We start from the raw sequence: 20,513 nt of genomic DNA, 5'->3' as shown, positions 1-20,513 counted from the left end.
CATCCGGATATGGCCAACTCGCACTGGGAGCGCATTCGACCGGACATCGATGAGGCGCACGCGCAACGCCTGCTCGCCGAACACTATGGCCTCCGGGGAGCGACGCGAGAACTCGGCAGCCAGCAGGATCGCAACTTCCTCGTCACGACGGAAGCGGGAGATCGATTCGTACTCAAGGTTGACCATCCCGCGACGACCGAGCCGCAGCTCGATGCGCAGCACGCCGCCATGTCCGCGCTCCGTGCTGCCGGACTCGTCGTGCCGGAAGAACTCCCAACGGTCGCGGGGGAGCAACGCGCACGGCTCGCACTCGCCGACAGTAACGACGCGCACCTGCGACTCTTCGAATATCTGGATGGCGGCACCCTCGCCGACTCCAACGTCTTTGGCGAGTTCGAGGCCCGGCTCCTCGGTGAAGCCGCTGGCCGGTCGGTCGCAGCGCTCGCACGCACCGAGCACCCGGGATTCCGCGAAACCGCACAGTGGGATCTCCGTCGCGGCGCCGACGTCGTGCGATCGCTCGTGGTCGACGTGATCGATTCTCGGCGGCGCGCGGCCGTCGACGAAGCGGTCATGCTCGCTGAGCGGGCACTCGAAGCGATCGCCGAACGACTTCCCGTGCAGCCGATTCACGGTGACCTCACCGACGACAACGTGCTCGCCCTCGACCGGGCTCCCGGCATCATCGATTTTGGTGATGTCGGTGACGGGTGGCGCATCGGCGAGCTCGCGGTCGCCATCGCGTCGATACTCCAGCGCACCGGTTCGCTGGCGTTCGTCGCCGCTGCGCTCGAGGAATTCGCGGAGCACGTCGACTTCACCGACGCCGAACTTGAGGCGCTCTGGCCACTCGTGACCCTGCGGGGCGCGGTGCTCGTCGCGAGCGGAGCAAACCAGCTCCGCATCGACGCGGGCAACGCGTACGCCCGGGAGCGCGCCGAGTCGGAGTGGCAGGTACTCGAGGCCGCCCTCGCCGTACCCTTCGACGAGGCTCGAAGCCTTCTGCGACTCGCCCTCGGCCGCGCCCACCTTCCCGGACTGCGATACGAGCGACTCCTGCCACAGCTGCGCCGAGGCCACACGCTCGCCCTCGACGCCGAGTCTGCGGTGTTCGACGAAGGCGCCTGGCTCGAACCCGGCACCGTCTCGTCGGCGATCGAGCGCGCGCTCGACGAACACGAGCTCGTCACGACTCGCTACGGCGAGTGGCGCCTCGACATGGCAAGCGCGCCCGCCACAGCGGCGCCCGAGAACCGCGCCCTGTTTGTTGACCTCATCTCAGCGACTGGCGGCGACCTGTTCGCTCCGTTCCCGGGCGACGTCGAAGTGCTCGACCACGAGACCCTCGACCTCGTCGACGGCGCCATTCGGCTGCGGATACGCGGGGTGTACGACTCGCACTCGGGCTGGGTCGCGGCTGGTGGTCGCCTCGGGTCGCTCGCGACCGAAATCGATGGCACACCGAGGGCACGGGTCCAGCTCATCGCCGGTCGTGGTGGAGAGGTACTCGACTGGGCGAGCACGGAGACGCTCGGAGAGCTCGCGAGCATGCGGCCGGATCCGTCGCCGATACTCGGACTTGCCCCGGCGCCGAGCCCGATGCCCGCGCTGCGGGACGAGCGGCGTCGACGCGCCAAGGCCCTCGGCAACGCGAGCGAGCGGTTCTGGCAGGAGCCTCCGCTCATCGTGCGCGGATGGGGCTCGTACCTCATCGATCACACGGCACGGCCCCTGCTCGATCTCGTGAACAACGTCGCCGCGGTCGGCCACAGCCATCCGCGGCTCGATCGTGCGGCCCACAGCGCCCTGACCCGACTCAACACCAATTCGCGGTTCCTCTACCGCGGCTACGCCGACTTCACCGAACGGCTCGTCGAGCGAGCCAATCGGGCGTGGCCCGGCGAGTTCGACGTCGCGGTGCCGGTAAATAGCGGCTCCGAGGCGATCGACCTGGCACTTCGCCTCGCCAGGGCCTTCACGGGGCGCGAGACGATCGTCGTGCCACGCGAGGCCTACCACGGCTGGACCTTCGCCTCCGACGCCATCAGCACGTCGAGCTTCGACAACCCGGGGTCGGCCGAGAACCGGCCCGATTGGGTGCGACTCGTAACCCCGCCGAACGCCTACCGGGGCCCGTTCGCCGACGCCGACGGGTACCTCGAGGAGCTCGAGTCGCTGCTCGAGACGACCGAGTCGCCGGTTGCGGCGTTCATCACCGAGTCGGTACTCGGCAACGCCGGCGGCGTTGTGCCGCCCGAGGGCTACCTTCGTCGGGCATTCGCGGCGGTGCGGGCGCACGGCGGCGTCGCGATCGCCGACGAGGTGCAGGTGGGCTACGGCCGGCTCGGCAGCAACTTCTGGGGAGCGTCGATGCAGGGGGCGAGACCCGACATCATCACCGTCGCGAAGGCGGCCGGCGGCGGCTATCCCCTCGGCGCGGTCATTACGCGACGAGAGGTCCTCGATGCGCTCGCCCGGGAGGGCATGTTCTTCTCGTCGGCCGCGGGGAGCCCACTCAGCAGTGCAATCGGCAGTGAGGTGCTCGACATCATCGACGACGAGGGCCTCATGGGGCGCGCGGAGCGAGTAGGTCGTCGATTCACCGAGGCAATGCATGAGCTCGCGCAGCGGCATGACTGGGTTGGCGCTGTGCACGGTCGAGGCCTCTACCAGGGCGTCGAGCTCGTGCGTGACCGCGCGAGCAAGACCCCGGCGCCCGACGAGACGCAGCTCGTGTGCGAACGGATGCTCCGGCACGGCATGATCGTGCAGCCAGCGAGCGAGCGGCAGAACGTGCTGAAGTTCAAGCCGCCGATGACGATCACCGAGTTCGACGTCGAGCAGTTCGCTTCGGCACTCGACGTCGAACTCGGCCGCCTCGCGCGTTAGGCGGTCGCATCACCGAACCCTACTTCGGCTCGGCGCCCTCCACCTCGAGCACGGGGTCTTCGTCGTCGGGCGCGTCGGCGACCTTGTTGAACCCGGTAACGGGCTGCGCCTCGTCGAAGCCGACGACCTTCTTGCGGAAGCCCTTCGTGATGACCGCGAGGTAGACGAGCCCGGCCGCGAGCCAAATGCCACCGCCGATGAGGGCTTCGGTGTGCAGGTTGAGCCACAGCAGCAGTGTCAGGACGAGGCCGATGCCAGGCATGACGATGTATTTGAAGATGTCGCGGCCCGTTTTGCGGAGCCCCTTCCGCCACGCAAAGTACGCGATGACCGACGCGTTCACGAAGCTGAAGGCGATGAGCGCACCGAAGTTGATGAACGCAGAGATGAGCTCAAGCGAGAACTCGATAGCGAGCAGTGAGACGATGCCGACGAGCACGACGTTGAAGACCGGCGTGTGGCTCGTCGGGTTGATGCGGCCGAACCACTTGCGGGGAAACACGTTGTTGCGTCCCATGACGAGCAGCATGCGCGACACCGACGCGTGCGACGCCAGGCCCGAGGCGAGCGTCGCCGTAAAGCCGGCCGCGACGAAGATGACCTGGAACACCTGACCGCCGACGATGAGGCCAATCTGAGGGAGCGGGTCGTCGGTGAATTCGCCAAACGGGGTGTTGTCGGGGAACCGAAGCTGGGCGAAGTAGCTCGCGACGAAGAAGATCGCGCCGCCGATCAGCACCGTGAGCAGGATCGCACGGGGCATGGTCTTCGCGTCCTTCGCCTCTTCGGCGTACATCGTGATCGCGTCGAACCCGATGAAGCTGAAGCAGACGACGGTCGCCGCCATGAGCAGCGACTGCGAGTTGAGCCCCTCGTGTACGAACGGCCGCGTGCTCGCGAGCGTCGCGAGCCCCTCACCCGCGAGCACCTGCTGCACGACGAGGCCGATGAAGACCAGAATGACGATGACCGCGAAGCTGAGCAGCAGTGCGTTGAAGTTCGACGTGCCACGCATGCTGAACGCAACGATCGCGGTGACGGCGATGCAGTAGAGCACGACCCAGATCCACGGCGGCACCGTCGGGAACATCTGCTCCATGTAGAGGCGAATGATGAGCGCGTTCACCATTGGCAGCAGGATGTAATCGAGCAGTGAGGTCCAGCCGACCATGAACCCGAGGTTCGGATGCATTGACTCACGAACGTAGGTGTAGGCCGACCCGGCGCTCGGAATCTCGCCGGCCATTTTGCCGTAGCTGATCGCCGTAAACAGCATGACGACGAGGGCGACAAGGTACGCCATCGGCACGGTGCCGTCGGTGATCTCAGAGACGATGCCGAACGTGTCGAACACGACGGTCGGGGTCATATACCCGAGGCCGAGGCCAACGATGGCCCACATTCCGAGATTGCGGCGCAGCGCGCCTTGTTGATGCACAGCAGACATAGACGAGGTCTTTCTCGCAAGGACTCCGGGGAGTCGGAACTGCTCCGGAGACGACCGGATTGGGTCGACTTTAAACCAGCGCAGCGCGATTCATGGTCAAGGAATCACGGTGACTGCGTGCAGATTTTCTCCCGCGAGCCGAGTGCGACCGCCGAGCGCTTCGAGCTCGAGCACGACGGCGATTCCGGCGACCTCGTAGCCGAGTTCGCGCACGAGCTCGCAGCTCGCCACGAGGGTGCCGCCAGTCGCGAGCACGTCGTCGAGAATCAGTACCCGGGTGCCGGGCGCGAGGTCGCGCTGCAGCTCGAGCGTTGCGGTGCCGTATTCGAGCTCGTAGGTACGGGATGCCGCGGGCCGCGGTAGCTTGCCCGCCTTGCGAATCGGCACGAGACCGCACCCGGTGCGAGCGGCCGCCGCGCCCGCGAGCAGGAACCCGCGGGCCTCGGCGCCAGCGACAACGTCGAAATGTCCGTTGAAGGGTGCGAGCAGGGCGCGCAGCACGATATCGAAGGCGTGCGGGTCGGCCATGATCGGCAGAATGTCGCGAAACATCACTCCCGGTTCGGGGTAGTCAGGGATGCGCGCCGTCAGCGCGAGGGCACGCTCGGCCTCGGCGGCGGTCGGTGCCGCAATATCGCGTGGCATCGCCCTACTCGCCCTGGCCCAGGCGGTGGAGCAGCTCGGTCATGCGCACGTGTACCTGTTCGATGTTGGGGATGTCGTCAAGGTAGAGCGGGTTGTCCGCCGAAGTCTCGAGTACGAGCGTGCCGCAGCGGAACATCCGGTCGATCAACGAGCGTTCGTACGCGACGTTCGAGACGCTGCGCAGCGGAATGTCGTGGCCGCGCTTGTTGAAGACACCCGCGCGCGTGATGACGCGGCGGTCGGTGATCGTATAGGTCGTCGTGAACCAGTTGATCCAGGGAACGAGGGCGACCGGAACCAACACGACGACGCAGACGCCCCAGATGATGTACGAGCCGATGGGTTGCGCATCGGCGGGCATCAGAATCGTGCCAACGATGGCGGCCGCGATGACGAGGAGGCCGAGCAGAAGCCAGCCGAGGATGCGCTTGATGTGCGTGCGGAGGTGAAACACGATGTGCTCGTCAGCTCCGAGCAGTCGACGCGGGATTCCCATGCGGCAAGCGTACCGGGCGGTGAGGCTCGCCGGGTGCCCCGCCGCTAGGCTCAGAGCATGACCACCCTGCGCGAGCTCCAGGCGACTATCGACGACTATTTCCCCGAGGCAGACGCGGAATCGTGGGATGCGGTCGGGCCCGTCTCGGGCGACCCATCGCGCGACGTTTCGCGGGTGTTGCTCGCGGTGGACCCCGTGTCAGCAACGGTCGACGAGGCGATTGAGTTCGGTGCCGACCTGCTCGTGACGCACCATCCCCTGCTCCTGCGAGGCGTCACATCGCTTCGAGAAGACCGAGCGAAGGGCGCGGTGCTGGCCCGACTAATTCGCGCCGGCTGCGCCCTGCACACGGCACACACGAACGCCGACATTGTCGAGTCGGGACCAACCGGCGTCATCTTTGATCGTCTCGGCATCCCTGCTGCCGGACGCGCGCCGATCGAGCCGAACTCCCGGCGCCCGGAGCGGGGCATCGGGCTCGTCGGCGAGCTCGAATCGCCGGTCACTCTCCGCGAGTTCGCCGAGCGGGTCGCCCGGGTCATGCCAGCAACCGCGGGCGGTGTGCGGGTCGCGGGCGATCCGGATGCGCCCGTCCGTCGGGTCGCGTGCTGCTCGGGTGCGGGCGATAGCCTGCTCGCGCATCCCCTCGTCACCGGCGCTGACGTGTATCTCACCTCCGACCTCAGACACCACCCCGCCTCGGAGGCGCGTGAGCAGGCACTCCTCGATGGCCGCCCGGCCCTCGTCGACGTGTCGCACTTCGCGAGCGAGTGGCTCTGGCTCGAGGGCCTCGCCGAGCGGCTCCGCGCCGACCATCCTGGCCTCGAGGTGCGCGTCTCGACCCGAAATACCGACCCGTGGACGTTCCTCGTCACCCAGTAGGGCGCCGAGAAGTTTGGGAGAATGGACGACTATGAAGGCTTCACAACAGCACCAGCTCCGGCTGCTCGAGCTCGCAAACCTCGACGCCGCGCGGGCTCGGCTGCAACACACCGCGAAGAACATCCCCGAGCAGCTCAATCTCGAGAAGATCGAGGGTGACCGCCGGGCACGCCGCGCAGCAACCGCGCAGGCGCTCGGCGAGCTCGAGGATGCACAGGCCCAGTTGCACCGCGTGGAGTCGGACGTCCAGACCGTCGTCCAGCGACAGCATGCCGACGAGGAGAAGCTCGAAAAGTCCACCTCCACGAAGGAAGTGACGGCGTACGAGACCGAGCTCGCTTCACTCCGGCGCCGCCGCGACCGCCTCGAGACCGAACAGTTCGAGCTCGAGCAAGAGGTCGAACGGCTTCAAGGCATCTACGACGAGGCGAGGGAGACGATGCGGGAGCTCGAGACACTCGCGACCGACCTGCTCGAGCGGCGCGACCTCGCGCGCGAGAACCTCAAAGCCGAGGCCCAGGAACTCGCGACCGCCCGACGCACGCTCGTCGATGGCCTGCCTCGCGACCTGTTCGAGCTGTACGAGGGCATCCGTGGGAAGCTCGGAATCGGCGCGGCCGAACTCGTCGGAAACGTTTCGATGGCCTCAAATGAGACCCTCGAGGTCGTTGACCTCGCAAACGTTCGCCGTGCCGCGGCCGACGAAGTGCTGTTCTGCCCCATGACCGGCGCGATTCTCGTGCGCACCGAACGATCGGATGTCTAGCCCCGTGAACCTCATTGTTGAAGCCGACGGCGGCTCCCGCGGAAACCCCGGCATCGCGGGTTCGGGCTCGATCGTGATCGACGCGGCGACGGGCGAGGTACTCGAGACGATTCCGCGCGCCCTCGGCGTCTGCACCAACAACGTCGCCGAGTACACGGGGCTCGTGCTCGGCCTACAGGCCGCCTTTGCGCGCGATCCCGAGGCGAGCGTTGAGGTGCGCATGGACTCCAAGCTCGTGGTCGAGCAGATGTCTGGACGCTGGAAGATTAAGCACCCCGACATGCAGAAGCTCGCAGCCATCGCACGCGAGCTCATCGCCGGCCGCGACGTGCGCTTCACCTGGATTCCGCGCGCGAAGAACGCCCGCGCCGACGCCGCCGCAAACGCCGCGATGGATCGCCCGGGCGACTACCAGGGCCCGAACCCGCTCGCGGGGGACTCGCTGTTCTGACCGGCTCCCCGCCGCGCGGTAGACTTGCCGGTCGAGTGGGTCGGCCAGACGGTCGCGTGTCGCCTTCGGGCGGCCCGAGGAACGTCCGGGCTCCGCAGAGCAGGATGGTGGGTAACGCCCACCCGGGGTAACCCGCGAGACAGTGCCACAGAAAGCAAACCGCCCGAAAGGGTAAGGGTGAAAGGGTGGGGTAAGAGCCCACCGGGGGAGCGGCGACGTTCCCCGCAAGGTAAACCTCGTCTGGAGCAAGGCCAACAGGAAGCGTTGACGCGGCTCGCCGAGCTTCCGGGTGTGCTGCTAGAGCGGCGGGGTAACTCGTCGCCGAGATAGATGGCCGTCGGGGAGGCAACTCCTCACAGAACCCGGCGTACCGGCCGACCCACTCGGCCGCACCCGACCGCGTCTACGTCCACCCTTCCTCGGCGAGCAGCGCGGCACCGACGATGCCCGCGTTGTTCGTGAGCTGTGCCGCGTCGATTCGGGTCGGCACGTCGATGAACGGCAGGAACTCGTCAGCCCGCTTCGAAATCCCGCCCGAGACGATGAACAGGTCGGGGGAGAAGAGCTGTTCCAGCTTCGCGAAGTAGGGCGTGAGGCGCTTCTTCGCCCAGTGCTTGAGGGGTAGGTCTTCTTTCTCGCGCACCTTCGCCGACGCGTATTTCTCGTAGTCGCCGTGCTTGCCGAGCGACAGGTGGCCGAGCTCCGTGTTCGGCACGAGGTTGCCGTTGTGGATCAGGGCCGAGCCGATGCCCGTGCCGAGCGTGATCACGAGTAGCGCGCCGTGGGCGTCCTTTGCGTGACCGAACATCACCTCGCCGTAGCCGGCCGCATCCGCGTCGTTGATGAGCGATACCGGGGTGCCAAGGCGCTCCGAGAATGCCTTTGCGGCCTCAAAGCCAATCCATTCGTCGGCAATATTCGCCGCCGACAGCGCCACTCCACGGCGCACGACCGACGGCATGCACATGCCGATCGAGTAGTCGCTGCCGGACGCCTCGGGTTGCGCGAGGATTTTTCCGCGCAGTTCCTCGACGGCGTCGAGCACGGCGTCGATGGGGGCGCCCTCCGGCGTCTTGACCTTCTGCCGTTCACCGACGAGCGAACCGTCGTCGAGATTCACGAGTGCGCCCTTGATCCCGGTGCCGCCGATGTCGATGCCGATGCCGACCGGCGATTGCGTCTGTGCCATGCGCCTAGCCTACGCAGTTCACGAAGCGAGATACCCGAGGCGCGTCACAGTTGTGACGGCGGGAGCGTGAGGATCTCGGGCCCGTCCTCACGAATCACGATGGTGTGCTCGAACTGTGCGCACCGCGAGCCGTCGCGGGTCACAACCGTCCAGTCATCGTCCCACTGCTCCCAGTCCTGCGACCCAGTGACGAGCATCGGCTCGACCGTGAAGATCATGCCGGGCTCGATCACGTCGGTGAAGCGGTCGGTGTCGTAGTGCGGAATGATGAGGCCCGAGTGGAACGAGCGGCCGACGCCGTGCCCGGTGTAGTCGCGCACCGACTCGTACCCGAAACGACTCGCGTACTTCTCGATGACGCGGCCAATGACGTTCACCTGACGCCCGGGTTTCGCGGCCTTGATGCCTCGCATCGTCGCCTCGTAGGTGCGCTCGACGAGCAGGCGCGACTCCTCGGCCACATCTCCAACGAGATACATGCGGTTCGTGTCGCCGTGCATTCCCTCGAAGTATGCGGTGATGTCGATGTTGAGGATGTCGCCGTCTTCGAGCACCGTGTCGTCGGGAATGCCGTGACAGATGCACTCGTTGAGCGACGTGCAGATCGACTTCGCGAAGCCGCGATACCCGAGGGTCGAGGGATACGCGCCCCTGGCAATGAGGAATTCGTGGGCGAGCTCGTCGAGCCGCTCGTGCGTCGTTCCAGGAACCACGAACGGCTCGAGGTACTCGAGCGCTGCCGCAGCGATGCGTGACGCCGCCCGCACGCGACCGATCTCCTCTTCGGTGTAGAGGTCGCCCGTGCCGTCGGGTTCGTTCGGCGTCTGCTTGCCCACGTATTCGGGGCGGGGGATGCTCGCCGGCACCCGGCGCTCGGGCGTGACGATTCCGGGAACGAGCAGACCTGTTTCGGAGTTTTTCGGCATATCGTCGAGTCTATGACTGATCAGCAGCCCGAATTCTGGTTCAACACCCGCACCGGCGAGGTCGAGGAGGGAAAACAGTCGATCTCGTCTGAGCGACTCGGGCCCTTTGCGAGCCGCGACGAGGCCGCGCACGCCAACGAGAAGCTCGCCGCGAACGCCCGTAAGTGGGCTGAAGAAGAGGCGGCTGAAGAGGCCGAGTAGCCGCGGCCCTCAGTTCGACTTCGGGTACTAGTAGCTCTCGTCGGCCGACGGATACGCGCCCTCGTGCACGTCGTCGACGTAGCGGCCGACTGCCTGCGCGAGCTGATCGGCGAGGTCGGCGTAGCGCCGTACGAACTTCGGTGAGCGGCCGGTCGTGTAGCCGAAGGCATCGGTCCAGACCATCATCTGGCCATCGCACTCGGCCCCGCCACCGACGCTGATGGTCGGGATATCGAGCGCCTTCGTGACGCGACCGGCAACGTCGGCCGGCACCATCTCGATGACAACGGCGAACGCGCCGGCCTCCTGCACCGCGAGGGCGTCCTCGAGCAGCTGCTGCTCCGCCTCGCCGCGGCCCTGGATCACGTGACCGCCGAGGTTGTGCTCTGACTGCGGGGTGAAGCCGATGTGGCCGAGCACGGGGATTCCGGCCTCGGTGATGCGGCGAATCTGCTTGCGCATGCGCACGCCGCCCTCGAGCTTCACGCCGTGGGCACCCGCCTCCTTCATGTACCGCACTGCGGTCTGGAGCGCGTGCTCGGTCGACTCCTCGTAGCTGCCGAACGGCATGTCGGCGACGACGAAGGCGCGCTCGGCGGCACGCGCCACCGACCGGGTCATCGTAATCAGTTCGTCGACGGTAATCGGCAGTGTCGAGTCGTACCCGAGCATGACGTTCGCCGCCGAGTCGCCCACGAGCAGCAGGTCGACGCCCGCCTGATCAAAAACCCGCGCCGTCGGCGCGTCGTAGGCGGTGAGGCCGGTGATTTTGATTCCGTCACGCTTCGCTGCGGCAAAGTGGCGGGTGCGGACGCGCTTGACTGGGGTCTTCTCCGACATGCCCGCCATCCTATCCCTGCGCGTACGGAGCCGGTGTCTCATAAGCTCGTACCTATGAGCCAGCAGCAGGATTACGTGCTCCAAGCCATCGACGACAACGACATCAGGTTCGTGCGTCTCTGGTTCACCGACGTGCTCGGCACGCTGAAATCGGTGGCGCTCACGCCCGCCGAGGTCGAGGGGGCGTTCGCCGAGGGAGTCGGCTTCGACGGCTCCACAATCGAGGGCCTCACCCGGCGCAGCGAGTCCGACATGCTCCTGCGGCCCGACCCCTCGACGTACCAGCAGCTCAGCTGGCACGGCGTTGAGCGCAGCGCCCGGATGTTCTGCGACCTCAGCACGCCCGACGGCCAGCCAGCGCTCACCGACCCGCGCAACGTACTGCGCCGCACCCTCGAGCGGGCCGCATCGCTCGGGTTCGACTGCTACGTGCATCCCGAAATCGAGTTCTACGTGCTCGGCCAGATCGGGCTCGGGGCGGGGGATGTCGAGCCCATTGACTCGGCCGGGTACTTCGACAACATTTCAGGCGGCATCTCTCACGCGTTCCGCGGTCGCGTCGTCCGGCTGCTCGAGGAGCTCGGCATCGCCGTCGAGTTCAGCCATCACGAGGGTGGCCCGGGCCAGAACGAGATTGACCTCCGGTACGCCGACGCCCTCACGATGGCCGACAACCTGATGACGTTCCGCACGGTCGTGCACGAGGTCGCCGCCGAGCACGGCGTGCACGCGACCTTTATGCCGAAGCCGCACGTCGACTGGCCGGGCTCGGGCATGCACACCCACATCTCACTGTTTGAGGGTGAGACGAATGCGTTCTACGAGCCCGGCTCGCAGCACCAGCTTTCGCGCACGGGGCGCCAGTTCATCGCCGGGCTGTTGCGGCACGCCCGCGAGATCACCGCGATCACCAACCAGTCGGTGAACTCGTACAAGCGACTCTGGGGCGGCGACGAGGCGCCGAGCTACATCTGCTGGGGCCACAATAATTCCTCGGCGCTCGTGCGCGTGCCGACCTACAAGCCGAATAAGTCGCGTTCGGCCCGCCTTGAGTACCGCGCGATCGACTCGCACGCGAACCCGTATCTCGCGTTTGCCGTGCTGATCGAGGCCGGTCTGCGCGGCATCGAGGGGGAGTACGAGGTGCCCGAGGAGATCGACGGCGACCTGCGCGACCTCTCGGTGCGCGAACGCCATGTGCTCGGCTACGACGACCTCCCACACGACCTGGACGAGGCGCTGCTCATCACCGAACAGTCTGAGCTCGTCGCGCAGACGCTCGGGGAGCAGCTGTTTGAGTTCTTCCTCGAGAACAAGCGCAACGAGTGGAAATCGTTCCGCCGCCAGGTCACCGAGTTCGAGCTGCGCCAGGGGCTCGGCCTCTAGACCCGGCCGCAAGATGATGCGCGAGGGCACCCGAACCCGAATCCTCCGAGCCGGCTTCAGCGACTCGCGTCGAGCTGGCGAACTGCTCGACGAGCTCGCCGGCCTCCTGCAGCTCGACGACGAGACCACGCTCTCGCTGTTCGAGACCTTCGACCCAGAGCCCGAGGTCGCGCTTCGGGAACTCGTCGAACTGCTGCAGCGCGAGCCCGATCTCGCCAAGACCTGGGGGAGCGAGCTCGACAAGCTCCGGTCGGTGATTACGCTCTTCGCGACCTCGACCCGCCTTGTCGAGCTCGTGCGTCGGCATCCCGACGTTGTTGATGAGATCTACACGGGCTCACCGGAACTCCCGACCTCGGCGGGAATGGATCGCCGACTTCGTGCCGCGGTCGAGGACCTCGAGGGCGACGACGCCGTCGAAGCGCTCCGCATCCGCTATCGGGTCGAACTCGCCCGCATCACCCTCTATGACATGCGCCTGCCGCAACCCGAGGTGTCGATCCACCGCATCGGCGAGGCCCTCGCCGACCTCGCCTCGAGCACGATCGACGTTGCGCTCGATCTCGCGCGCAGGGAGATTTCCGCGCCCGCGGCAAGCTTCGGCAAGTACCCGGCTGACGAGGTTGCCAACGTGCGGCTCGCCGTGATCGGCATGGGAAAGTGCGGCGCACGCGAGCTCAACTACATCTCTGACATCGACGTCATGTTCGTCGCTGAACCGGCCGAGGGGAGTGGCCTCGAGGTGCCGCGCGCCATCGAGATCGCGACCCGACTCGCCTCGCGAATGATGCACATCGTCATGGACTACGCGGTCGAGCCACCCCTGTGGGAGGTCGACGCGAACCTGCGCCCCGAGGGCAAGGACGGAGCTCTCGTCCGCACGCTCGACAGCTATCTGCAGTACTACGAGCGCTGGGCCGAGAACTGGGAGTTCATGGCCCTGTTGAAGTCGCGCGCCATCGCCGGCGATCTCGAGCTCGGTACCCGGTTCACTGACGCCGTTGCGCCCCTCGTGTGGAACGCGGGCGATCGGGACGACTTCGTGCTTGGCGTGCAGCGAATGCGCAAGCGCGTGATCGACCACATTCCCCGTGAGGAAGTCGACCGTGAGCTGAAGCTCGGGCCCGGTGGCCTGCGCGATATCGAGTTCCCCGTGCAGCTCCTCCAGATCGTGCACGGACAGGTCGACGAACACCTGCGGGTGCGGAGCACGCTCGATGCCATCACCGCACTCACCGCGGAGGGGCACATTGGCCGCGACGACGCAGCCCAGTTTTCGAACGACTACCGATTCTTGCGCCTGCTCGAGCACCGTGTGCAGCTCCGACGCCTGCAGCGCACCCACCTCGTGCCAGATGACCAGGCGGCCCTTCGTGCCCTCGCCCGCGGCGCCCGCAGCGAGAGCGTAGGCCAGCTGCGCAGCACACTCGCCGAGGTGCGTCGGCGCGTGCGCCAGCTCCACGAAAAGCTCTTCTTCCGGCCCCTCGTCGCCGCAGCCTCACGCCTCAGCGCCGACGAGTTCCAACTTGCCGACGAGCGCGTGCTAGTTCGTCTGCGGGCAATCGGCTACCAGGATGCGCGCGGCGCGCTCGCGCACATCCAAGCGCTCACGCAGGGGGTATCCCGGCGCGCAACCATGCAGCGCAACCTGCTCCCGGTGCTGCTCGAGTGGCTCGCGGAGGGAACCGATCCCGATCAGGGGCTCCTCGCATTCCGGAAGCTCTCCGAGCAGAACGGCGAGGCGTCCTGGTACCTGCGGCTACTCCGCGACTCGAACCTCGCGGCACGCCGGCTGTGCGCCGTGCTCGCAAACAGCTCGTTCTGTGCGACGTTCCTCGAGCTGTTCCCTGAGGCCGTCAAGTGGCTCGACAGCGACAGCGCCCTGCGTCCCCGCACCGAGCAGGAGCTCTGGCCCGAGTTCGAGGGAGCTTTGAAACGACATGACGACGAGGTTCGTCTCGGCCGAATACTCCGAGGACTGCGTCGTCGCGAGATGCTCCGAATCGCGCTCACCGCGGTTCTCGGGGGAGACGAGCTCGACGCGATCGCACAGGGGCTGACGACGGTCGCCGAGCTCACGATTCGCGGCGCAATCATGGCCGTGCGCCGCATCGATGAACGGGCGTATCCGCCCTTTGCGGTCATCGCCCTCGGCCGGTTCGGTGGCCGAGAGCTCGGTATCGGCAGCGACCTCGACGTGGTGTACGTGTACGGCACCGACGGCTACGAGGGGGACGACGCCGCGGGCGCGGCACGCACGTTCGTGCGCCGCATTCAAGAGGTGCTCGACGACGCCCGACTGCCGATCGACCTCGACGCCGATCTGCGACCCGAGGGGAAAAATGGCGAGCTCGTGCGTTCGCTCACCGCCTATGACAACTACTACGCGAAGTGGTCACTCGGGTGGGAGGCACAGGCGCTCCTGCGAGCCCGGGGGATCGCCGGCGATCAAGACCTCATTGACGGGTTCATAGAGATCGCGGATCGCACGCGATACCGCTCGAGCGGACTCGCGGCGAAAGAACTCATGGAGATTCGCCGAATCAAGGCGCGCGTCGAAGATGAGCGGCTGCCTCACGGCGTCGATCCGAGGCGTCACCTCAAGCTCGGTCGTGGTTCGCTGAGCGACGTCGAGTGGCTCGTGCAGTCGATTCAGCTCGACCGCGGACACGACATCCCCGAGCTGCGCACCACCTCGACGCTCGATGCACTCGAGGTCGCGCGGCAGCACGGCATCGTCTCGTACCAGGACGTCGAGACGCTCAGGGCGGCGTGGGTGCTCGCGAGCCGAGTTCGCTCGGGTGTGCTGCTCTACTCGAACGCGCAGACCGATGTGCTGCCAGGCGACCCCTTCGCGCTCGAGGGCGTGGCCCGCATCCTCGGCTACGAGCCCGGCTCCGGCGTCGAGCTCGAGAACGACTATCTGAACGCGACCCGCCGCGCGCGTGCCGTGTTCGAGCGGGTCTTCTACGGCGACGAATAGCCTCCGAATAGCGAACCGGCCCCGCGTCTCAGTGTGAGACGCGGGGCCGGTTCGCTGTTCAGCGGGCTACTAGCAGCCGAACGTGAGGTCGAACTCGTACGGGTGCGGGCGCGCCGCAAGCGGGGCGACCTCGGTCTCGAACTTGTAGTCGATCCAGGTACGGATGAGGTCCTCGTCGAACACGTTGCCCTTGAGCAGGAACTCGTGGTCGGCCTCGAGCGCGCGCAGTGACTCGACGAGCGAGGTCGACAGCTGCGGGATGCTCTTCGCCTCTTCGGGCGGAAGCTCGTAGAGGTCCTTGTCAATAGGCTCGTGCGGCTCGATGCGGTTCTGAATCCCGTCGATACCGGCCATGAGCTGCGCGGCGAACGCGAAGTACGGGTTCGACGACGCGTCAGGCGCGCGGAACTCGATGCGCTTCGCCTTCGGGTTCGTGCCGGTGATCGGGATGCGGATGGCCGCCGAGCGGTTGCCCGCCGAGTAGACCAGGTTGATCGGCGCCTCGTAGCCCTTCACGAGTCGGTGGTACGAGTTGGCGCTGGGGTTCGTGAACGCGGCGAGGGCGTTCGCGTGCTTGAGCACACCACCGATGTACCAGCGGGCCGTGTCCGACAGCGAGCCGTAGCCAGCCTCGTCGTAGAACAGGGGCGAGCCGTCCTTCCAGAGCGACTGGTGGGTGTGCATGCCCGAGCCGTTGTCACCGAAGAGGGGCTTCGGCATGAACGTGGCGACCTGGCCCCAGTCGTTCGCGACGCCCTTGACGAGGTACTTGAACTTGAGGATGTCGTCGGCCGCGTGCACGAGCGTGTTGAACTTGTAGTTGATCTCCTGCTGGCCGCCGGTGCCCACCTCGTGGTGCGCACGCTCGACCTCGAGGCCCGCGTTGATGAGTTCAAGCGTGATTGCGTCGCGCAGGTCGGCCGTCTTGTCGACGGGGGAGACGGGGAAGTAGCCGCCCTTGTAGGGCGTCTTGTTGCCGAGGTTGCCGCCGTCCTCCGCACGTGCGGAGTTCCAGGCACCCTCGACCGAGTCGACCTGGTAGAAGCTCCGGTTGCCCGTCACCTCGTGACGCACGTCATCGAAGATGTAGAACTCGGCCTCGGGCGCGAACAACGCGGTGTCGGCGATGCCGGTCGACGCGAGGTACTTCTCGGCCTTCTTCGCGGTCTGGCGCGGGTCGCGCTGGTAGATCTCACCGGTGCGCGGGTTGTAGATGTCGAAGATCATGACGAGCGTCGGTTCCGCCCGGAACGGGTCGAGGTACGCCGTTGTGACGTCGGGGATCAGCTGCATGTCCGACTCGTTGATCGTTGCGAAGCCATCGATCGAAGAGCCGTCGAAGAGCTGGCCGTTCGTGAAGAAGTCCTCATCGACGGTGCTCGCTGGAATGTTGAAGTGCTGCTGCACGCCCGGCAGGTCGGTGAAGCGGATGTCGAGGAATGCGACACCCTGCTCCTTGATGTATTCCAGCACTTCACTTGGTGTTTTGAACATTTCGCTCCATCTCGGGAGGTTGACACGGGTCAGCGGGCATCTTCAATACTACGTGGCGCCGCGGGCCGGGTCGCTCGATGACACGGGAACGCGTCCGATCGGCCGATAGGATGGGGCAATGCCCCCGAACGCTGCCGATAGCTCTGTTCCTTCGAGTGCCTACCCCGGCGATCGGCTCGGTCTTCCCGAGAGCGGACCCGGGTCGCTCGCGAGCTTCGGGCGTCGCTTCGCCGGACTCGTGGTCGACTGGGGCATCGCGGTTGCGATTGCGTACTTCGCGTTCCAGTACAACCCATTCGCGGTGATGGGTGTCTTCGTTTTGCTGACGTGGCTGAGCATCGCGCTACTCGGCGGCTCGATCGGGCACATCGCGCTCGGCATGCGCCTGAACACAGTTGCGGGCGCCACCCCGGGATGGTGGCGCCCGCTTGTGCGTCAGGTGCTCGTGCTGTTGGTGTTGCCGCCCCTCGTCACCGATGAAGACAGCCGCGGCATGCACGACATCGCAACGAGCCTCGTGCTTCGCCGCTACGTGCGCGGCTAGCGCAGCTGCGACCGCGAGGGCCGAATCTTTGCGGGGTCCATGCCCTTCGGGATCGGCAGCTCATTACGCGAGAGCGACTGGAGCCGGGCCTCAACGGCGAGAATCTCGTCGCGACGGAGCTTCTTGGGGAGCCGCTTCACCTCGCGCTTGAGCTTCCCGAGCGGAACACCGCCCTGGCCAACGAGGATGTGTGTGACGGTCACGGTCGGCACGACGCGCTGCACCTTCCGCCGCTCATCGGCGAGCAGCTTCTTCGATGCGGCGTTGTCCGCCTCGGTGAACAGCACGATGCCGGGCTTCCCGACTGCGCGGAACACGACGTCCTGCGTGCGAGGGTTGAAGGCAACCGGCATGTCGCTCGTGCGCCACGTTCCACGCAGGCTCGACTGCAACACGGAACCGGTGGCGCCCTGGCGGCCCTCGAGCTGCGAATAGGCGACCTTCTCGGCTCGGTTGTTCAGCACAAACATGAACAGCAAGAGGCCGACTAGCACGCCGAGCAGCATGAGGATGATCCACATGATCACGTTGGTGCGGTACATGAAGAAGCACACGAGGAACGCAGCAACGATGGGGAGCACGGCGCCGATGATCATCATCGCGACGCCCGGCTTGTCGTACTTCGCTGTCATCTTGAAGACGTCAACGATTTGCCGGAAGCGGCCGGGCTCCTTGGTGCTGGATTCTGAGGATTTCGCCATAGTTCATCCAGGATACCCGTCCGTGACTCTCCACAGGCGCCGCCAGTTCGATCGTTCTCCACAAGTTGCGAATTGCCCCACTCACCTCTCCAGTCCTGCGGGCACAATGCTGGGCATGCGTTCAAAACAGCAGATGGCCCTGGGCCGGCCACCGAGTGTCGGAGACGTTGTCGCGGGTTGGCGACTCGTGCGACCGCTGCCAGAAGAGATCCCAGGAGTGGCAAGCTTCGTCGCCGTCGCCGAGGCGGGCGGGCGTCGTTCCGGCAGCGAGCACTGGCACCACTTCGCGAGCGAGGAGCCTGCGTCCCTGCGTCACCTACGCGTCAACGTCGCGGTCGACGAGGAAGCCCGTTCGCGTATCTCGCGCGATGCCGCGGCGCGGCATCGGCATGGCGGTGACTTCGTGCGGCCGCGGCTCGAGCTGTTGACCGATGACGCGTATCGAATCACCGTGAGCGAGCTCGTCCGGGACACGAGCTTCTCTGCGCTCGTGACGGCGCGGGTCTCGCTCGCGCCGGGGGCCGTCGTGACGCTGCTGGTTCCCCTACTCGAAACGGTCATCCGCGCACACGAGAGCGGCCTCACCCACGGAAGCCTCACGTTGCAGTGCTGTCGTATCGATGACCGCGGCCGCCCCTGGTTTGATGACTGGTCGGGCAGCGTCGACCTCGAGGAGCTCACCACGATGCGCCGCGACTTCGCGGTGCAGGAGGAGCTCCGCGCCGTTGGCCGAATCTGCGATGCTGTGCACGCCCTCTCGACCACGCCGGGTGAGGGTCAAGTGGCGCCGCTCATTGCAGCGCTCTCGTCGGGCGCGCCGGTGGCCGACGCACTACCACGGCTCGTCGATGCGCTGTTCGCGTGGGCTACGCCGGCCGCGGTGCCGATCATGAATCAGGCGAAGCCGAGCGCCGCCCTCGACCCGTCGATCTCATCGCAGGTCGCACGAGGGAGCCGACCGACGGCACCCGACGTCGGCGCCACGGCTGGCGACGAGGAAGACCTGCTCGGCGCAGCAATTGATTCGCAACCGAGGCGACGACGGGCAAGGGGGGAGACCGGTGGCCTCGCGCTGCAGTTCCGGATACTCGCGACGCACGCCGCCGCGGTTCGCCCTGCCGCGTGGCTCGGCCTCGTGGGCGCGGGAGCCGTCGGGGCAGTTCTGGCGCCACTGCTGTAGGCGCTCTGGTTGCCAGCATCTCCCGGAACGCGGCGGCGGGCGGGGACCAAGTGGTCCCCGCCCGCCGCCGAGCTATTCGAGGTTCGAACTAGATGCCGAGGTCGTTCTCGAACGCGCCCTCTTCGAGCCGCTGCTTCACCTGCGTGAGGTAGCGGGCCGCGTCAGCACCGTCGATGATTCGGTGGTCGTAGCTCAGTGCGAGGTACACCATCGAACGGATCGCGATGCTCTCGGAGCCGTCAGCCGTCTTCACAACCGTCGGACGTTTCACAACAGCGCCCGTGCCGAGAATTGCCTCCTGCGGCAGGAACACGACCGGCGTGTCGAACAGCGCGCCGCGCGAACCGGTGTTGGTGACCGTGAAGGTACCGCCGGCCAGCTCGTCGGGGAGCAGCTTGTTGTCACGCGTGCGCGTTGCGAGGTCGTCGATCGACTTCGCGAGGTCAGCGATGTTCATGTCGCCAGCACTCTTGATAACCGGCGTGAGCAAGCCACGCTCGGTGTCGACCGCGATCGAGATGTTCTCGGTGTCGGGGTAGACGATCTCGCCATCCTGCACGGTCGAGTTAATGATCGGGTACGTCTGCAGCGCTTCGATCGCCGCGAGCGTGAAGAACGGCAGGAACGAGAGCTTCGAACCGGTCTTCTCGAGGAACTCGTTCTTCTTCGCTGCGCGGAAGTTCGCGACGCGGGTCACGTCGACCTCGATCACCGTCGTGAGCTGTGCGGTCGTGGTCATCGACTCGACGGCACGCTCCGAGACGACCTTACGAAGACGGCTCATCTTCGCGCGAGTGCCGCGCAGCGGCGAAACCTCGTGCGGCGTCTTCTCGCTCGGCACACCAGCCGCGGCCGGAGCGGCTGCGGGAGCCAGGGCAGTGACCTGCTTGGCCGCCTCGAGCACGTCTTCCTTGCGGATACGGCCGCCAACACCGGTGCCCGAGATCTGCGTCAGGTCGACGCCCTTCTCGGCGGCGAGCTTGCGCACGATCGGCGTGACGTACCGCGGGTCGCTCTTCGTCTCGGGACGCTTCGGTGCCGAGGGAGCAGCGGGAGCAGCAGGAGCAGCAGGTGCAGCGGGAGCAGCAGGTGCGGCCGGGGCAGCAGGTGCCGCTGCGGGAGCCGCGGGCGCAGCCGGAGCCGCAGGAGCAGCCGGAGCCGGGGCCTTCTCTGCGGGCGCCTCGGCAGCGGGGGCCGGTGCCTCCGCCTCGGGGGCAGGTGCTTCCTCAGCCGCCGCGGGAGCCGCGCCGTCGCCGATGCGCGCGAGCACGGCACCGACCTCGACGGTCTCGTCTTCCTGCACGAGAATTTCCTGCACGGTACCGGCGAACGGCGACGGAACCTCGGTGTCGACCTTGTCCGTCGACACCTCAAGCAGCGCCTCGTCAACCTCAACCGTCTCGCCGACCTGCTTCAGCCACCGAGTCACGGTGCCCTCGGTCACGCTCTCACCGAGCGCCGGGAGGGTTACATCCTGGCTCATTACTTCTCCT

At 66.6% G+C, this 20,513-nt stretch carries 17 protein-coding genes, 1 other RNA gene and 1 pseudogene; 10 read left to right on the top strand and 9 right to left on the bottom strand.

Going from position 1 to position 20,513, the window contains the following annotated elements:
- Nucleotides 1–9: 9 nt before the first annotated feature.
- Nucleotides 10–2,889, top strand: coding sequence for an aminotransferase class III-fold pyridoxal phosphate-dependent enzyme (locus G328_RS0101875; protein WP_019617650.1), 2,880 nt, complete (start codon nt 10–12; stop codon nt 2,887–2,889).
- A 19-nt stretch (nt 2,890–2,908) separates the two neighbouring features.
- Here G328_RS0101875 and G328_RS13740 read toward each other — a convergent pair whose 3' ends face one another.
- The 3 genes from G328_RS13740 to G328_RS0101860 all read right to left on the bottom strand — a co-directional run bounded on the left by G328_RS13740 (nt 2,909) and on the right by G328_RS0101860 (nt 5,477).
- Nucleotides 2,909–4,291, bottom strand: coding sequence for an APC family permease (locus G328_RS13740; RefSeq protein WP_019617649.1), 1,383 nt, complete (start codon nt 4,289–4,291; stop codon nt 2,909–2,911).
- Between the two features lie 141 nt (nt 4,292–4,432).
- On the bottom strand, nt 4,433–4,981 hold the full coding sequence (locus G328_RS0101865) for an adenine phosphoribosyltransferase (RefSeq protein WP_019617648.1): 549 nt from the start codon (nt 4,979–4,981) through the stop codon (nt 4,433–4,435).
- A 4-nt stretch (nt 4,982–4,985) separates the two neighbouring features.
- Nucleotides 4,986–5,477 carry a PH domain-containing protein gene (locus G328_RS0101860; RefSeq protein ID WP_019617647.1) on the bottom strand — a complete coding sequence of 164 codons (492 nt, stop codon included), beginning with the start codon at nt 5,475–5,477 and terminating at the stop codon, nt 4,986–4,988.
- A 57-nt stretch (nt 5,478–5,534) separates the two neighbouring features.
- Here G328_RS0101860 and G328_RS0101855 point away from each other — a divergent pair, with 57 nt between their 5' ends.
- From G328_RS0101855 to rnpB, 4 genes are all read left to right on the top strand, one after another.
- Nucleotides 5,535–6,359 carry a Nif3-like dinuclear metal center hexameric protein gene (locus G328_RS0101855; protein ID WP_019617646.1) on the top strand — a complete coding sequence of 275 codons (825 nt, stop codon included), beginning with the start codon at nt 5,535–5,537 and terminating at the stop codon, nt 6,357–6,359.
- Between the two features lie 31 nt (nt 6,360–6,390).
- A complete protein-coding gene (locus G328_RS0101850) occupies nt 6,391–7,125 on the top strand; it encodes a zinc ribbon domain-containing protein (RefSeq protein ID WP_019617645.1) in 735 nt (244 codons plus the stop codon).
- Nucleotides 7,118–7,576, top strand: a complete 459-nt coding sequence (locus G328_RS0101845; protein ID WP_040904444.1) for a reverse transcriptase-like protein — start codon at nt 7,118–7,120, stop codon at nt 7,574–7,576. Before G328_RS0101850 ends, G328_RS0101845 begins: the two co-directional genes overlap by 8 nt.
- A gap of 36 nt (nt 7,577–7,612) precedes the next feature.
- Nucleotides 7,613–7,962: RNase P RNA component class A (gene rnpB, locus G328_RS15635), an RNA gene on the top strand.
- Between the two features lie 17 nt (nt 7,963–7,979).
- On the opposite strand, the gene ppgK is transcribed toward rnpB, so the two are convergent.
- Entirely contained in the window at nt 7,980–8,765 is a 786-nt protein-coding gene (gene ppgK / locus G328_RS0101840) for a polyphosphate--glucose phosphotransferase (protein ID WP_019617643.1), read from the bottom strand.
- A 44-nt stretch (nt 8,766–8,809) separates the two neighbouring features.
- Entirely contained in the window at nt 8,810–9,691 is an 882-nt protein-coding gene (gene map / locus G328_RS0101835; RefSeq protein ID WP_019617642.1) for a type I methionyl aminopeptidase, read from the bottom strand.
- 12 nt (nt 9,692–9,703) lie between these two features.
- Between map and G328_RS0101830 the strand changes: the two genes are divergently transcribed.
- Complete coding sequence (locus G328_RS0101830) at nt 9,704–9,892, top strand: hypothetical protein (protein WP_019617641.1); 189 nt, start codon at nt 9,704–9,706, stop codon at nt 9,890–9,892.
- A gap of 27 nt (nt 9,893–9,919) precedes the next feature.
- Here G328_RS0101830 and panB read toward each other — a convergent pair whose 3' ends face one another.
- Entirely contained in the window at nt 9,920–10,732 is an 813-nt protein-coding gene (gene panB / locus G328_RS0101825; protein WP_019617640.1) for a 3-methyl-2-oxobutanoate hydroxymethyltransferase, read from the bottom strand.
- A 54-nt stretch (nt 10,733–10,786) separates the two neighbouring features.
- On the opposite strand from panB, the gene G328_RS0101820 reads away from it, so the two are divergent.
- Together G328_RS0101820 and G328_RS0101815 are read left to right on the top strand one after the other, a co-directional pair.
- The gene (locus G328_RS0101820) at nt 10,787–12,118 is read left to right on the top strand and encodes a glutamine synthetase family protein (protein ID WP_019617639.1); all 1,332 of its coding nucleotides are present in this window, start codon (nt 10,787–10,789) and stop codon (nt 12,116–12,118) included.
- A 13-nt stretch (nt 12,119–12,131) separates the two neighbouring features.
- A complete protein-coding gene (locus G328_RS0101815; protein ID WP_019617638.1) occupies nt 12,132–15,101 on the top strand; it encodes a bifunctional [glutamine synthetase] adenylyltransferase/[glutamine synthetase]-adenylyl-L-tyrosine phosphorylase in 2,970 nt (989 codons plus the stop codon).
- 69 nt (nt 15,102–15,170) lie between these two features.
- Here the strand turns inward: G328_RS0101815 and glnA are convergent, their stop codons facing one another.
- Nucleotides 15,171–16,595: a type I glutamate--ammonia ligase gene (glnA, locus tag G328_RS0101810; protein WP_026339584.1), complete on the bottom strand. Its 1,425-nt coding sequence runs from the start codon at nt 16,593–16,595 to the stop codon at nt 15,171–15,173.
- 118 nt (nt 16,596–16,713) lie between these two features.
- Between glnA and G328_RS0101805 the strand changes: the two genes are divergently transcribed.
- Complete coding sequence (locus G328_RS0101805; protein ID WP_019617636.1) at nt 16,714–17,139, top strand: RDD family protein; 426 nt, start codon at nt 16,714–16,716, stop codon at nt 17,137–17,139.
- Here G328_RS0101805 and G328_RS0101800 read toward each other — a convergent pair.
- Nucleotides 17,136–17,840, bottom strand: coding sequence for a DUF4191 domain-containing protein (locus G328_RS0101800; protein ID WP_019617635.1), 705 nt, complete (start codon nt 17,838–17,840; stop codon nt 17,136–17,138). The genes G328_RS0101805 and G328_RS0101800 overlap by 4 nt on opposite strands.
- 115 nt (nt 17,841–17,955) lie before the next feature.
- Here G328_RS0101800 and G328_RS0101795 point away from each other — a divergent pair, with 115 nt between their 5' ends.
- On the top strand, nt 17,956–19,020 hold the full coding sequence (locus G328_RS0101795) for a hypothetical protein (protein WP_154651497.1): 1,065 nt from the start codon (nt 17,956–17,958) through the stop codon (nt 19,018–19,020).
- Between the two features lie 88 nt (nt 19,021–19,108).
- Here the strand turns inward: G328_RS0101795 and sucB are convergent.
- Nucleotides 19,109–20,512 (bottom strand): annotated as a pseudogene (sucB, locus tag G328_RS0101790) (2-oxoglutarate dehydrogenase, E2 component, dihydrolipoamide succinyltransferase); the annotation flags it as partial.
- Nucleotide 20,513: the final 1 nt, after the last annotated feature.

Origin of the sequence: [Zimmermannella] faecalis ATCC 13722, assembly GCF_000381765.1 — a bacterium.
Taxonomy (GTDB): Bacteria; Actinomycetota; Actinomycetes; order Actinomycetales; family Microbacteriaceae; genus Gulosibacter; species Gulosibacter faecalis.
The sequence above is the reverse complement of the archived record's forward strand: the minus strand, read 5'-3'. Positions and strand labels throughout refer to the sequence as shown.